Genomic DNA, 13,664 nt, shown 5'->3' with positions numbered 1-13,664 from the left:
TATGGGATGGAGGACAAGTAGATTCTTCGATAAAGCAGGAAAAGCAGCAGCAGGCTCAAACGGACGAATCATATCGCTACAACAGGTGAGCAAACGACTTGGGGATGTGCAGGTATTGAATGATATCAATCTGGAAGTAGGTCAGGGGGAGTGTATCGTCCTGGTGGGCAGGAATGGCTCAGGCAAAAGCACATTGCTGCGTGTGCTGGCAGGTATGTTACTGCCTGACTCAGGCTCGCTGCGCAAGCACAGGCATGGGCGGATTATGTATGCACTGGATGGACTGTCACGCCTGCCCTTCACATCAAGAGAGTACCTTTGGGAAATGGGACGTATTCGTGGCATGAGACCTGAGATATTGCGTCAACGGATAGGGGAATTAAGTGAGCTGTTATTCGTGGGCGCGGCGCTGGATCAGAACCTGCCTCAGTTATCCAAAGGTACTTTGCAGAAGGTGAATTTGATTCAGGCTTTACTGCCTGGACCTGATGGGTTATTGCTGCTTGATGAACCATTGTCCGGACTGGACGTTCCGGCACAGGAAGCAATTGTAGCTTTGCTCAGACAGTGGAAACAGGAAGGAAGCCAGATCGTTACAGCTTGCCATGAGCCATTGCTGATTGAACGTCTCGCGGATCAGGTCATCGTGTTACAGAAGGGGACGGTGCTGCGTCGATGGAGTCAGGAAGATTTGCAGCAAGCTGGTGAGCCCGCCGTGAGTATTCAAAGTGTGATGGAAGGGCTGGAACAATCCGTTATCGATGCGCTGCTTGTTGATCAACCGGGAATCATTGCATCCCATCGCAGTATGGTTCGTCAGGATTATGGTCGAGAAGTATGGGATTGGAAGGTGTCACGCAGTTCGGCAGATCGGATTATTGGAATGATTCTGGCAGCTGGCGGTTCCATTGTATCTGTACAGCCGGAAGAGAGCCGATTAAATATGGAAGGATTGATGGAGGGGCGGCACCCAGGTGAGGCTATAAGCAGGGAAGTTGCTGAGAACCTTTCCTCTATATCTACGGCAGGAGGCGACCTCCAATGATCTACTTGACTCGTTATTTGTTAAAACATTACATACGTTCACAGAAATATGTTGCGCCGGTGATCTTTTATATTATTACGATGCTGCTTATCTATTCCTACAAACCTAATCCGGTTGCGGACAGTTACAGCGTTACGGCCATGCTGCTCTTTTTTGGTGCGGCCTGGCTGGGCCTGACGGTAATGAATACGGAACCTGCGGGTCAGTATCAATTGCTTGTTCTCCATGCAGGAAGCAAACGCAAGGCTGTCTTCGCACAACTGATCTGTGCGTTGATCATGCAGTTTGGTCTGACTGCAATTACCGTGTTATATCCGGTTGTTACGGGCATGTTTGGAAGGGTACCAAGTACTGGGGAGTGGATTATGGCTTGGGCCGGACATTTGGCGTTGTCGCTCCTGGGTCTGGGGCTCAGTGTTTTCTTCCAAAAATCATACATTCCCATGCTGAGCCGCAGCATGCCGCCTTTCATTGTGGTGATGTTATTATCGTTTGTCCAAGGTTCATTAAGCGGACGTTTGCCTGAATCCATACAGTGGGTTGTCAAGATTCTGCCACCGGCATTTTATCTCGTGCGTGAGATGATGTTATTTGAAAATTTGAAGTTGGGGGCCGTTGTACTGACGACAGTGTGGGCTGTACTTTATGCCATAGTTCTACTTATCATTCATGTATGGTTATCAGGAAGAAGGGATTTACGGAGTTAGATGCTATTATTCCGCTTAACTTGAATGTTAGTCTATGTTTCGTTACCATAGAGGGACGTTAGAATGGAATGTATTGTACGGAGATAAAGGGGGCGCTCGCTTATGCAAAATACAGACATGCAGCATGGTGACATGCTGGACAGCGAACACTCCAGGGAATTGTTTGCATATTACGGATTGGCTGTATATTATGGACAGGCGCTTGAACAGCAACTGGTCAATCTGATTTTATTAATGAAAATGTCTCAGGGAAAAGTTGTATCCGAAGAAGATCTGGAAGATCTGTACGAACGGAAGATGAGCAGTTCACTCGGACAACTCATTCATGAGGTGCGCCATCATTTTACCTTTTCGGAGGAAGAGACTCGGCAGTTGAATGAACTATGGAAGCAGCGTAATAGCATTGTACATCACTATTTCAAGGAACGAATTCATGAGACATTCAGTCCTGAAGGACGATCACGCATGATCAAGGAGCTGGAAGATTTCAAAGACCGTGCACAGAAACTGGAGATTAGTCTTCAGCAGTACACAGGTGCCTGGATTGCAGAGCTGGGGTTGGATGCTGAATCCGCGGCGGCGTTGCAGACACTCGAACGTATGCATGCAGAGAGCATGCACGCCCGGGCACTGGAAGAGGATGAATCATTGTGATAGAAGGCAAGTCCCGGATACGTAAAATAAAAAGCAGACGCTGGCTTGTAATCTCCATTACATTGCTCGTGTTGCTTGGGGTTATATGGACGATAACTACGGCCTCGCTCATCTGGACCTACACCGATGAGGAATCATCCAGACAGAGTGATGCGGCTATTATCCTCGGTGCAGCCGTAGATGGGGATAACCCTTCACCCGTATTTCGCGAACGTATTGAGCATGCCATTTTATTATATCGCCAGGGGACGATCAGCCATCTGCTCTTTACTGGTGGTTCTGGCAGTGCAGGAGAACGAACCGAAGCTGAAGTAGGACGAGATTATGCTGTTGCACATGGTGTAGATCCTTCAGATATTCAAATGGAGACAGAGTCGAGAATTACGGAGGAGAATCTGGTGAACTCGCTTTCCGTTGGGAAACAGGCGGGGTTTCACACCTACACCATTGTAAGTGACCCGCTACACATGAAACGGGCGATGAAGCTCGCTAAGGGACTCGGCATGGATGCTGTTCCGTCCCCAACACGAACGACGGCTTACCAGACCTGGCGCAGCCAATTTCCTTTTCTGGCAAGAGAAACGATATTATATATGGGATATATGGTCAAAGGATGGATAGATGGATAGACAATCCGCAGCAGCACGAAAAGTGACTGGTCTGCGTGATTGTCTTTTTTTGCGCATGGTGATGCGGCGTTTCTATGTTCCGGGATAATTAATCGCTGCACTAACCAGTGCGGCCACCCCAAAACCGATGAACCACCAAGGCCAGCGCCGATGATTGCTTCTACGTATACCGATGAACAAACGGATGATCCCCGCGAGTAATACCACGGTAGCTAAGCTGCTGCCAACAATCCAGCCAATGCTCATATGTTTACCTCCTCTATATGGAATGTTAAGAAGAGCTCCCTATGGTGAGCTTCCCACCTCTGACCTCTGCTTGAAATGGATAAGTACCGTTACGATACGTATGTTGATTATGATCGGAGTGAAGCGGGAGATCACTGTTGAATCGGCCCCCAGCCTGCTTGAAGTCTAACTTGAATCCATCGTTATCTGCTGGGATTCGCACTTCAACGTTACAACCTGTGGAGCGAATATCCAGAGATTGAAGCATCGTTGAGGAGTGAATAGTGAGTTGGCTGCCTGTCACTTTAGATTGAATATGGGTGAACTGACCGGATAACTGAACAGGTGAAGAAGTGGATTGCAGTTGCATTTGTTCTGCATGGAGGTCTGTTGCTGTAACCCGACTGCCTACTGATCGTAGACGGATATGCTGGGCATGGCCAGTTAAGGTGAGCTTGCCGGATGTACAGTCACAATTCCATTGTTCCGAAGAAACGTTATCTACAAGAAAGTGGGAACCAACTCCGTTGATCGACAGCCTTTTCAAGACTGTAATCGGCAGTACAATGTGGAGCGATGTGCGGTGGAAGTTAATGCCCAGCGGAAAAGCTTGTTTTCGTCCATCGATCAGATGTAATAAACCGTGGCTGACGTTAGCTTCAAAACATCGAGTTCTTGGAAAACGAGCGGAGCCCCATTGAGTAACACGAATAACCGCTTCTGTGCCCCGGCTAATATGCACTTCACCTTGCATCCATTCCAGAGAAAGGGCGAGAAGGGGTTCTTCGTACAACCATTCTTTGCAAATCATGTGTCTATTAGGTTTCAAAATGGTTATCCCTCATTTCTGTCAACATCTTCATCCAGAATAGGATAAGCATCCATCGCAGCATGTTGGTCTAGAATACGTTCAATTAGTGATTCACTCACAATATCGGCACCAAGCATGTTCATCAACCGCTGTAAAAAATAAAGACGTTGCTTTGTTTCGCTCGAATTGCGGCCGAACAGTGTTGGATTAATCCATATATTGACCAGCATCATGAATACTTCTGCACAAGCTTCGGGATCTTCGGTATGAATAGATCCATCTGTAATGCCTTCACGCAAAATCGCTGCAATCACCGGGGCATCAATCCGCACAGCCTGTTGAATCCCTCGTACAATGAATACTGGATTTTTGATCTGGGTTCGAAGTACGTGATCCAGAGAATGGGCCTGTTGATCAGAGACGACATACTCCAAAATCTGAACTAACTTCTCTCGTGCTGGTGTAGTCGTTGTATTTGTAACTAATTGATCCAGCATTTGAGCGGAATAGTTGAACTGTTGTTCCATGACCGCGTCCAGTATTTCCTCTTTGGATCTAAAGTGATGATACACAGCTCCCTTGGACATGCCTAGGGCAACAATGATGTCCTGGATACTCGTCTTTTCAAATCCTTTATCTGTGAACAACTGCGCAGCGACGTTCAGAATCTGCTGTACCGTCTGTTCAGGGTGCTTGTTTCTGGACATAATAACCTCCTTATATTTTAGATACCGACCGTTGGTATGTATAATACAGAGAGATGTTTCCATTGTCAATAAGAGGAAATCGGAATAAGTGATACACGAAGGAAGTTTATATCGATCAAATCTGAGTTAATTGAGTAAAGGTAGGATCAAGAAAAGATAAATAAGAGCGGAGAAAAGTGAAGTGGGGACCAGAATAAAGTAGATAGAGCAACCAACCTTCTTTCGGATTTGGGTCATGGACAAAATAAAACCGATATGCCTACAGACCAAGAGGTCCGCGGGCATATCGGTTGGTTGTTGAAATATAATTACATTTATTCCCGTTTTACTTACACGCCGCCCCCAGCAAAGGAGGAAGTGGTTCGAATGGCCTCGCCTATTGGGTTGTTCCCATTCGTATCCGGTGCTGCTTGAGCACCTTGCTGTAGCTGATACATCTGATAATAGCGACCTTTAAGTTCCATCAATTCATCATGAGCACCTTGTTCAACGATCCGTCCGCGATGCAGAACCAAAATCTGGTCTGCTGAACGAATGGTGGACAGACGGTGGGCGATGATGAAAGTGGTCCGTCCTTTTTTGAGGACTTCGAGCGCATTTTGAATTAATGCTTCCGTTTCGGTATCAATATTCGCCGTAGCTTCATCCAGAATCAGAATGGCTGGATCGAATGCCAGTGCACGAGCAAAGGAGATCAATTGCCGTTGTCCGGCAGATAATGTGCTTCCTTTTTCGATAACCGGCTCGTCGAATCCTTGCGGTAGATGGGCGAGAATTCGCTCAGCACCTACATCGCGCAGCGCCTGTTCAATCTGTGCACGAGTAATCTGCTCATCCCCGAGACTGACATTGGAAGCAACGGTACCCGTGAACAGGTACGGATCTTGCAGTACAATGCCCATATGTTTGCGAATCCACTGTTTAGGCAGATCCTTCACGTTCTGACCGTCAATCGTGATCTTGCCTTTCTGTGGATCATAGAACCGGAACAGCAAGTTGATGATCGAGCTTTTACCGGAACCGGTATGGCCCACCAGGGCGACCGTTTGACCTTGTGAGGCTTTGAACGAGATGTTGTTCAGCACATAATCTTTTTTATAGGCAAACGATACATCGTCAAACACGACATTTCCTTTGTACCTCGGCATCGAGCCATCGGTTACCGGTTCACCTTTCTCATCCATCAGTTCAAATACACGTCCGGCGGATACCATAGAGGAGTCCAGGTTCGCGAGTTGGTTGACCATACCTGTAATTGGCTGGAACAAACGTCCGAGAACGTCAACGAATGCATACAGTACACCCAGCGAGATGATACTTGTGCCGTCCAGCACACTAGATCCGAAGTACCACAGGACGACCGCAAAAGCCATATTCCGCAGGACGTTAACCAGATTGTGTGAGGTGAAAGCGTTCAGGTTGAGCATTTTGTTCTGGTGTTTCATATAATCATCATTCAGATCCTCGAATTCCTGCTTGGTCTGTTTCTGATGACGGAATACCCGGATAATGGACATCCCCTGAATGGACTCGTTAATAATCGCATTAATTTCACTCAGACGTGAACGAATGATCGTGTTGTACCGAGTAGCGATTTTACGATAAAGCACAATCCACAGAACCAGCATCGGCACAACGAACAGAGAGATCAATCCGAGGCGGAAATCCAGCAGGAAGAGCGCAACGTACACTCCAGTAATCGTAATGATGCCAGAGAAAAAGTTCGACAGAACTGCAACGAACAGATCCTTGACAGCTTCAGTATCGTTGGTGACCCGAGAGACTACTTTCCCTGCAGGTAGATTGTCGAAAAAATGTACGGGCAATCGCTGGATGTGTGCATACACATCGTTACGAAGTCTTTGGATGACTTTGTTGGCAGATGATTGCAGCCAGTATGTTTTACCAAACTCCATAATGACTGAGATGACAAGGAAGATCATGTAATACACAATCAGCTGATAGATGCTTGGCATTTCCGGTTTGTAAAAGGCAAAGAGTTCACCAGCGGATAAAGGCACCGCCGCATATTGACCCGTCACTTCGCCTGCGCGTGTAACCGTCAGTGTTCCGTTCGCGTATGTTCGATCCCCATCGGGGGCACTAACGGGTTCATTTACAAAATAAAAACTTCTACCGGCTTGCAGTACGCGTACCTCGGTACCTTTCGTTTCTTCCGGTTCAAACCGGCCTTCACGTTTGTAGTTCTTTCCATTGTAGACCGCCGCTTCGCTTGAAGCTGTAGTCTCATAGAAAGGTTGCTCAATGGCGAGCAAATGATTGTCGATCATGGACTTGGCGATGAAAGGGCCGGCAAGTTCAGCCGCAACTCCAATCGTAAGCATAATTAAAGCGGCAATAAACGTACCTTTGGCTTTTAGGGCGTATTGAAGCAGCCGTTTGCCTGTATTAGACTTCAAAGCGTTGACCTCCTACGTGGACAAATTAGACTCCACCTGCTGCCGTTCATACTGTTCACGGTACCAGCCGTTCATAGCAAGCAGTTCCTGATGGGTTCCTTCTTCCGTTATTTTCCCGTGCTCCAGTACGATGATTCGGTCTGCGTGTTCAATAGCGGACAGGCGGTGAGTCGAAATCAGCGTAGTTTTGCCCGAGCGTTTGTTGCGTATATTTTCGATAATTTTAGCTTCGGTTCTTGCATCGACGGCGGATAAAGCATCATCCAAAATCAAAATGTCTGGATCGGCGATAAAGGCACGCGCCAGCGATACACGCTGTTTCTGTCCACCGGACAGCGCAATTCCTTTTTCACCAACGAGTGTGTCCAGACCATCGGATAAAGTGCCCAGATCTCCGTCAAAGGCTGCGGTGCGAATCGCTTCCATAATTACATTATCATCAGCACCTGGCTTACCGAATTGAATGTTCTGACGGACTGATTTGGAGAACAACACCTGTTCCTGTGGAACATATCCAATCCAGCTGTGCAGGTCATCTTTGGCGATATCCTGAATCGGATGACCGGAGATGCTTAATTTACCCGATCCGGCCGGGTATTCATGAAGCAATTGTTTGAGCAGGGTGGACTTGCCGCTACCTGTACGTCCCACGATACCCAGTGTCTGCCCGCGGCGAAGTGAAAAGCTGACATGACTGAGATTGTCTACAGTAGAACTAGGATAACGGAAGGTAACATCCTGCATGGCGATTTCTTCCGGATTCGTAATATGAGCAGGCTGCTCAACATCTTTCACGGCAGGTTCTACAGATAGCGTCTCGTTAACACGATCGAGTGAGGCACTACCACGCTGCATCAGGTTAATCAATTCGCCAATCGCAAACATTGGCCAGATCATCATCCCCAGGTACATATTGAACGATACGAGATCCCCTAGGGTAATTTCATTATGAAAAACAAGATAAATGCCATAGGCAAGTGCAATCACATAACTGAGTCCGACACATAACCGGATGGTAGGTTCAAACAGTGCATCCATCTTGGCAACGGCCAGATTTTTGCGGTACACATCTTCAGTGACATCAGCGAACCTTTTCTCATCCAGACGTTCCTGAACATAGGCACGCACGACTCGAATGCCGGCAATAGACTCAAGCACCTGATCGTTCATATCCCCGAATGCATCCTGTGCCAGTGTGTATCGTTGATGGACGGCTTTACCATAGATCATCATGGCGATAGCGATAAAAGGCAGAGGCAGAATTGCGGCCAGGGTCAGTTTCCAGCTAACCAGAAAACCCATGGCGAATAATACGGTTGCCAGAAAAGCAGTAGAGTCGGTTAACGTCAGCATGCCGAAGCCTGCTGTGGTAGCAATGGAACGAAGATCATTTGTGGCACGCGCCATCAGATCGCCGGTTCTGTTTTTCTCAAAAAAGGGCGGGGTCATTCGCAGCAAATGGTCCATAAAGCGTGACCGCAGCAAGCGTTCAACCAGATTGGCACCGCCAAACAGTTTGTGCATCCATATGTACGTTGTCAAATAGATAATGATGACCGATCCTAGAATAAGTAAAATGTAACGTGTGAGTGAGGCGCCGGTGATGGAACCGCGTACAATCTCGTCAATGGCATTGCCCAGAAGACGAGGTGGCAGCAGTTCAATGATGCCCACCATAATAAGCAAGGTGACACCAATGAGGTATCGTTTGCGTTCCAGCCGGAAAAACCAGGCCAGATTTTTAAGTACAGAGAACAAGTGGTATCCCTTCCTTTCAAGTTCGTGAAATGCATGTTCCGTTCATGTTTAGCCATTTGAGCCCACAAAAAAAGACATACCGCACGCAGGCGGTATGTCTTGGGTATCATTCATACGGCAGCATGGCTCCGAGAGCAGAGCCACCACCGTAGATAAAGTTCGATTGTGAGAGTACAAAACAGCAAACCTGAGTAGAGGCTTCTGTGATGCGGTCTTATGAACGGAATAACGATTTCATGGGTGCTCCGGTATTTAGTTGTATGCTGAATTGATGTAGATCGTCATTGTTAAACACCGTAACCACCCTTTCTTTTTTGGTAATAAATTGCATGTGGATCTCGTATGTTTGCATCTTAACACCGACTTTTACAATCTGTCAAACGTTTTTCCAAAACAGAAGATGCAACGCAATGTGATGGAATTATGACAAGTAAATGAACTTTTTTTGCGTATTTAGGGTGGTTGAGGTTTGTAATCAGGCCATTGTAGCGATATGATGGAACATATATATAGAGAAGGAGCTGACACCAAATGAGTACCATACATGTATCTGACCGCGCTGCTCGCTGGTATAAGGAAGAACTGAATTTGAACGAAGGAGACAGCATTCGATTCTTCGCCCGTTATAGCTCCGGCGGAGGTCTTCATCCTGGCTTCTCCCTCGGAATCGCCGTGGAGGAACCGAGACATCCTGCTGATCAAACGAAGGTATCGGGTATCCAATTTTTTATGGAAGATCATGATTACTGGTATCTGAAAGGTCATCAACTTCATGTAGATGTTGTTGAAGAAGGACAGGATATCGAATATCGCTACACCGAGATTTAACGTAATATCTCTGCGTATATAGAATGGCTCATCACCGGTCGCACCGATTTTCGAACAGGAGGAGATACCACATGAATCCGCCAGCCCGAGATTTGGCCCAGTATATCGCGAATCGCTCTCATATTGTTGTTAAGGCGGCGGTTCGGGCCGAGAATGAACAAGGTGAATTATTGCTGATCCAGCATGCTGAACACGGACATTGGCGTATTCCTGCGGGACAGATGCGCCCGGGAGAAGCCATTGAGGACACCGCGCACAGGGAACTGTGGGAAGAGACGGGGTGGACCACCAATCATATGATACTTGAAGGTTTGCATTCCGGTCCGAATCTGAGACATTTGCATGCCAGTGGGGATGAAGAATATTTTGTCATTGCCATGTTCAGGGCAAAAATTGTTCAGGATTCGCTCGTAGAATCACGAGTAAATAGCGAGGCTGGGCTGAAGTTTTTTGATCTCAAATCATTGCCCAGGCTGAATGATCTTAGTCGCTTGCTGCTCAGGTCTTCCGGAATTGAATAAACCGAACAAAGAAGACGCCTTTCCTGACGGGAAGGCGTCTTCTTTATTGCGGCAATCAGTATTTTATAGACCGATGTCCATGAGTACGATGATCACTCTCGTTAACCAGCAGGCTCCTGTCATACCTAGACTTGATCAAGCGGTTCTTCATCATCCATCGCAAAATCAAAATCGTCAATATCGAAGACCTGCACGGGAGATGCCGATTCAATAATACGTGCGATCAATTCGACCTGATCGGTAAGTATGGGGGTATCCAGGCGCTGTGAAGTGAGAAGGAGCTCGGTCTCAATGGGATCAAAATATTCACCATATTGTGCGGTATCAACCGCATTAATAATGGCGATGGAGACCTGGTCACCAAACAAAATGGATGGACTTTTGGCCCAGGGAACAGCCAGGGCGCGCTCTATTTTTTTCTTATTCAACGGTTCTTCAAAATAAGAAATCATTTCATTAATCTTGGATTTCACATGCTGGTCATCCGCCGGATTATCCATCAAAGGGTCAGGGCTGGTCTGAAATTCATATAACTCCAGGATGGTGGTGTAAGGAACAATATATTCAACAGGCGCCGGCGGCGCGAGTAATTGACCGTAAATTGCCACCATCACGGCTTCTGTAACAAACTGACGTGACATGGGTTCCTGAATCCTCCTGCGGCCATTAATAGTTGCGAGGTGAATCAATTTTCTTTTGTATGATGGATCATCAAATTGATTTCTCTGCTATGGACTTGGGTGCTTGAATTGCATGAATAGAAGTATATCATACAACGGTGGGAAAAACAGCCAGTCCGCAGAAGGATGTCAAGTCCCAACTTTGATCATGATTTTCCGAGCAGTAAGGATAAAATTCCTGCTGCAATCAGGGGACCAACCGGTACACCTTTGAACAAGGCAACCCCAAGCACCGTACCAATAAGCAGCCCGGCAACGACGGTAGGCTGTGTACTCATCAGCGTAGCTCCTCGTCCTCCCAGATGGGCGACAAGTAATCCTACACCGATGGCGAGCAGCGATTTCCAGTGCAGAAAAGACTCTCCGATCGTCTGCAAACTGATTTTGCCACTGGCGAGAGGTGCCATAACACCAATGGTCAGGACGATGATACCGATCGTAAGTCCATACTTTTCCAGCCACGGAAAAGCCTGATTAAGGTTCAGTACCCGCAGCAACAACAGAAATACCATGGCTACGGTTACGGGTGTATTACTGCTGATAATACCTAGCGCGGCAAACACGAGCAACAGCAGTGAGGTCATATCCATCGATTTCATTCCCCTTCGGTCTGCCCGCGATGACGACCTACAATATGTTCTGCAATATATCTTCCATGCCAGCGCCCGGATTCAATAAACACTTCATTGGCATTGCGGCCTGAAGCGATTACTCCACCAACGTATATGCCTGGTACACTGCTCTCCATTGTCTGTGGGTCATATACGGGTTTATCCATATCCGCAGACATCTCCACACCTACGGAAGAAAGCAGTTTGCGGTCAGGACGGAAACCCGTCAAGGCTAGCACAAAATCATTGTCGAGTTCACTTGTGGAGCCATCAGAATGGAGCAAACGAATGGAATCGTCCAAAATTTCATTTACACGTGAGCCAAGGTGAAGTGAGATTTTGCCTTTTTGCACCATGCTTTCGAACAATGGACGAACCCATGGTTTAATGTGTTCCGAAACACCGCTCCCACGATAAACCATGTCAATATGTGCGCCGACACGAACCAGTTCCATCGCAGCATCGACAGCTGAGTTACTGCCTCCAATAATGGCGACACGTGTGCGTGTGTAAGGATGAGCTTCACGGAAATAATGACTGACTTTATCTTTGTCTTCTCCGGGAATGCCAAGATAGTTAGGGTGGTCAAAATAACCTGTAGCAACAACGACATTTCGTCCTTCATGAACGATTGTCTGCCCACGCCGATTGACCGTATGTACCTCGAACGTGCCATCGTCTTTGCGTTTGATTTCTTGGGCTTCCTCATAGTTATGAACACGCAGGCCGAAATGTTCGGCTACCTTGCGATAATAGGCGAGTGCCTCGTAACGAAAAGGTTTGTCGTTCGGTGTGCTGAACGGAACATTCCCGATCTCAAGTAATTCCGCTGTACTGAAAAACTGCATATGGGTTGGATACAGATAAATAGATTGGACGATATTGTACTTCTCAACAATTACAGCGGACAGTCCCAGCCGCTCGCATTCAATGGCAGCAGATAGACCGCATGGGCCTCCGCCGATAATAATGACATCTTCCATGTTCTTAATCCTCCTTATTTCAAGCAATATAATCCTACCGTAAATATGGGTTCAATGCCAGTTCAAGAAGGATACGGACGTGAAGAAATGATCTTGATCATAGGGAATTGACTTGGGAAACAAAAAAGATTAGTATCAAATTAGATGATCATCTAACGAAAGTGAGTTGAACGAAATGCAACTGGAGAAGATTGTGGCTTACCATAAAGCCCTGGCTGATCCGACCCGACTTCGGATACTGCTGCTGTTATCCCAGGGAGAATTGCATGGTCAAGCGCTTGCCGAGAAGCTTAACTTGTCTCAGCCAACCGTTACACATCATGCATCCAAGCTAAGAGAAGCAGCGCTAATCAAGGAACGCAGAGAGAAAAATACGGTGTTTTTCTCGCTCAATCCCTATTTTATCCGGGAGCACGCGCAGGCTTCAGTTGATTTTATTTTTAGACAAGAGGAGGTTGCCGATATGAGTGATGTGAATGAGACGCTGAAGGCATCTGTAATGCGGAATTTCTTCTCGAAGGATGGACGATTGCGTCAGATCCCGGCTCAATATAAGAAAAAGCTGATTGTACTGGGTCATTTGGTAGAGCAGCTGGAATTCGGACGGAAATATACGGAGAAAGAGATCAATGCATTCATTCAAAACTATCATGAGGATTTTGCCACTATTCGTCGGGAGTTTATCATGCACCAGTTCATGTACCGGGAAGATGGGATCTATGAACTGAATCCGAAGGAAATGTGGACAAGATGGGATCAAGTGAAATAATTGAAAAATAATTAAGCTTGACAAAAGCGGTTGCAGCTGTGTAACATGATGGATAATTCTACAAGGGAGGCGATGTTAAATGACAAATCTAATGGCAGTATACGTTAATTTGAATATGAACAGCGTCTCCGGAACGGATCAATGCATGTAAATTTTACGGCAGTTGGGCAGTATTGTTGGCAATATTGTCCATATGTACGTAACACAGAATAACATGCACAGATGAAGCCACGGGTGACGTACCCCGTGGCTTTTTGTATGCCGAAAATGGGTTGTTTCTAGGTAAAGAGTATCGGATTTGCGTAATGATGCGTCT

General features: G+C 46.8%; 15 protein-coding genes. 7 read left to right on the top strand and 8 right to left on the bottom strand.

Annotated features, from left to right (window positions below; translation table 11 throughout):
* Window position 1 precedes the first annotated feature (1 nt).
* The 4 genes from G3352_RS24445 to G3352_RS24430 all read left to right on the top strand — a co-directional run bounded on the left by G3352_RS24445 (window position 2) and on the right by G3352_RS24430 (window position 3,035).
* Window positions 2-1,045 carry an ATP-binding cassette domain-containing protein gene (locus tag G3352_RS24445; RefSeq protein ID WP_163760844.1) on the top strand — a complete coding sequence of 348 codons (1,044 nt, stop codon included), beginning with the start codon at window positions 2-4 and terminating at the stop codon, window positions 1,043-1,045.
* Window positions 1,042-1,752 (top strand): hypothetical protein, encoded by a 711-nt coding sequence (locus tag G3352_RS24440; protein ID WP_163760842.1) that lies wholly within the window; start codon window positions 1,042-1,044, stop codon window positions 1,750-1,752. Before G3352_RS24445 ends, G3352_RS24440 begins: the two co-directional genes overlap by 4 nt.
* A 102-nt stretch (window positions 1,753-1,854) precedes the next feature.
* Window positions 1,855-2,406 (top strand): hypothetical protein, encoded by a 552-nt coding sequence (locus G3352_RS24435; protein ID WP_163760840.1) that lies wholly within the window; start codon window positions 1,855-1,857, stop codon window positions 2,404-2,406.
* A complete protein-coding gene (locus G3352_RS24430; RefSeq protein ID WP_345940802.1) occupies window positions 2,403-3,035 on the top strand; it encodes a YdcF family protein in 633 nt (210 codons plus the stop codon). The genes G3352_RS24435 and G3352_RS24430 overlap by 4 nt, the downstream gene beginning before the upstream one ends.
* Window positions 3,036-3,107: 72 nt before the next feature.
* Here G3352_RS24430 and G3352_RS30950 read toward each other — a convergent pair whose 3' ends face one another.
* The 5 genes from G3352_RS30950 to G3352_RS24410 all read right to left on the bottom strand — a co-directional run bounded on the left by G3352_RS30950 (window position 3,108) and on the right by G3352_RS24410 (window position 8,956).
* Window positions 3,108-3,281, bottom strand: coding sequence for a hypothetical protein (locus G3352_RS30950; protein WP_205525042.1), 174 nt, complete (start codon window positions 3,279-3,281; stop codon window positions 3,108-3,110).
* A gap of 25 nt (window positions 3,282-3,306) precedes the next feature.
* Window positions 3,307-4,071, bottom strand: coding sequence for a DUF4097 family beta strand repeat-containing protein (locus tag G3352_RS24425; RefSeq protein WP_163760838.1), 765 nt, complete (start codon window positions 4,069-4,071; stop codon window positions 3,307-3,309).
* A 23-nt stretch (window positions 4,072-4,094) separates the two neighbouring features.
* Entirely contained in the window at window positions 4,095-4,778 is a 684-nt protein-coding gene (locus G3352_RS24420; RefSeq protein WP_163760836.1) for a TetR/AcrR family transcriptional regulator, read from the bottom strand.
* Window positions 4,779-5,107: 329 nt separating this feature from the next.
* Window positions 5,108-7,198, bottom strand: coding sequence for an ABC transporter ATP-binding protein (locus tag G3352_RS24415; protein WP_163760834.1), 2,091 nt, complete (start codon window positions 7,196-7,198; stop codon window positions 5,108-5,110).
* Between the two features lie 12 nt (window positions 7,199-7,210).
* Entirely contained in the window at window positions 7,211-8,956 is a 1,746-nt protein-coding gene (locus tag G3352_RS24410) for an ABC transporter ATP-binding protein (RefSeq protein ID WP_076289564.1), read from the bottom strand.
* A 531-nt stretch (window positions 8,957-9,487) separates the two neighbouring features.
* On the opposite strand from G3352_RS24410, the gene G3352_RS24405 reads away from it, so the two are divergent.
* Window positions 9,488-9,784 carry a HesB/YadR/YfhF family protein gene (locus tag G3352_RS24405; RefSeq protein ID WP_024630313.1) on the top strand — a complete coding sequence of 99 codons (297 nt, stop codon included), beginning with the start codon at window positions 9,488-9,490 and terminating at the stop codon, window positions 9,782-9,784.
* Window positions 9,785-9,855: 71 nt separating this feature from the next.
* Window positions 9,856-10,305, top strand: coding sequence for an NUDIX domain-containing protein (locus G3352_RS24400; protein ID WP_163760832.1), 450 nt, complete (start codon window positions 9,856-9,858; stop codon window positions 10,303-10,305).
* Between the two features lie 125 nt (window positions 10,306-10,430).
* Here the strand turns inward: G3352_RS24400 and G3352_RS24395 are convergent, their stop codons facing one another.
* The 3 genes from G3352_RS24395 to G3352_RS24385 form a co-directional block, all read right to left on the bottom strand.
* Window positions 10,431-10,946 (bottom strand): hypothetical protein, encoded by a 516-nt coding sequence (locus tag G3352_RS24395; protein ID WP_063566333.1) that lies wholly within the window; start codon window positions 10,944-10,946, stop codon window positions 10,431-10,433.
* 185 nt (window positions 10,947-11,131) lie between these two features.
* Entirely contained in the window at window positions 11,132-11,575 is a 444-nt protein-coding gene (locus G3352_RS24390) for a DUF441 domain-containing protein (RefSeq protein WP_076289566.1), read from the bottom strand.
* 5 nt (window positions 11,576-11,580) lie between these two features.
* A complete protein-coding gene (locus G3352_RS24385) occupies window positions 11,581-12,579 on the bottom strand; it encodes a YpdA family putative bacillithiol disulfide reductase (protein ID WP_163760830.1) in 999 nt (332 codons plus the stop codon).
* A gap of 175 nt (window positions 12,580-12,754) precedes the next feature.
* Between G3352_RS24385 and G3352_RS24380 the strand changes: the two genes are divergently transcribed.
* Window positions 12,755-13,348, top strand: a complete 594-nt coding sequence (locus G3352_RS24380; protein WP_163760973.1) for a DUF2087 domain-containing protein — start codon at window positions 12,755-12,757, stop codon at window positions 13,346-13,348.
* Window positions 13,349-13,664: the final 316 nt, after the last annotated feature.

Source organism: Paenibacillus sp. ALJ109b (assembly GCF_010747435.1).
GTDB classification, from domain to species: Bacteria; Bacillota; Bacilli; order Paenibacillales; family Paenibacillaceae; genus Paenibacillus; species Paenibacillus taichungensis.
This window is presented reverse-complemented; position numbering and strand designations above follow the sequence as displayed.

What these genes read in the sequence shown, in the direction of transcription:
- G3352_RS24445 (WP_163760844.1), top strand. Translation starts at nt 2, where the DNA reads ATGGGATGGAGGACAAGTAGATTCTTCGATAAAGCAGGAAAAGCAGCA.
- G3352_RS24440 (WP_163760842.1), top strand. Translation starts at nt 1,042, where the DNA reads ATGATCTACTTGACTCGTTATTTGTTAAAACATTACATACGTTCACAG.
- G3352_RS24435 (WP_163760840.1), top strand. Translation starts at nt 1,855, where the DNA reads ATGCAAAATACAGACATGCAGCATGGTGACATGCTGGACAGCGAACAC.
- G3352_RS30950 (WP_205525042.1), bottom strand. Translation starts at nt 3,281, where the DNA reads ATGAGCATTGGCTGGATTGTTGGCAGCAGCTTAGCTACCGTGGTATTA.
- G3352_RS24425 (WP_163760838.1), bottom strand. Translation starts at nt 4,071, where the DNA reads ATGATTTGCAAAGAATGGTTGTACGAAGAACCCCTTCTCGCCCTTTCT.
- G3352_RS24420 (WP_163760836.1), bottom strand. Translation starts at nt 4,778, where the DNA reads ATGTCCAGAAACAAGCACCCTGAACAGACGGTACAGCAGATTCTGAAC.
- G3352_RS24405 (WP_024630313.1), top strand. Translation starts at nt 9,488, where the DNA reads ATGAGTACCATACATGTATCTGACCGCGCTGCTCGCTGGTATAAGGAA.
- G3352_RS24400 (WP_163760832.1), top strand. Translation starts at nt 9,856, where the DNA reads ATGAATCCGCCAGCCCGAGATTTGGCCCAGTATATCGCGAATCGCTCT.
- G3352_RS24395 (WP_063566333.1), bottom strand. Translation starts at nt 10,946, where the DNA reads ATGTCACGTCAGTTTGTTACAGAAGCCGTGATGGTGGCAATTTACGGT.
- G3352_RS24390 (WP_076289566.1), bottom strand. Translation starts at nt 11,575, where the DNA reads ATGGATATGACCTCACTGCTGTTGCTCGTGTTTGCCGCGCTAGGTATT.
- G3352_RS24385 (WP_163760830.1), bottom strand. Translation starts at nt 12,579, where the DNA reads ATGGAAGATGTCATTATTATCGGCGGAGGCCCATGCGGTCTATCTGCT.
- G3352_RS24380 (WP_163760973.1), top strand. Translation starts at nt 12,755, where the DNA reads ATGCAACTGGAGAAGATTGTGGCTTACCATAAAGCCCTGGCTGATCCG.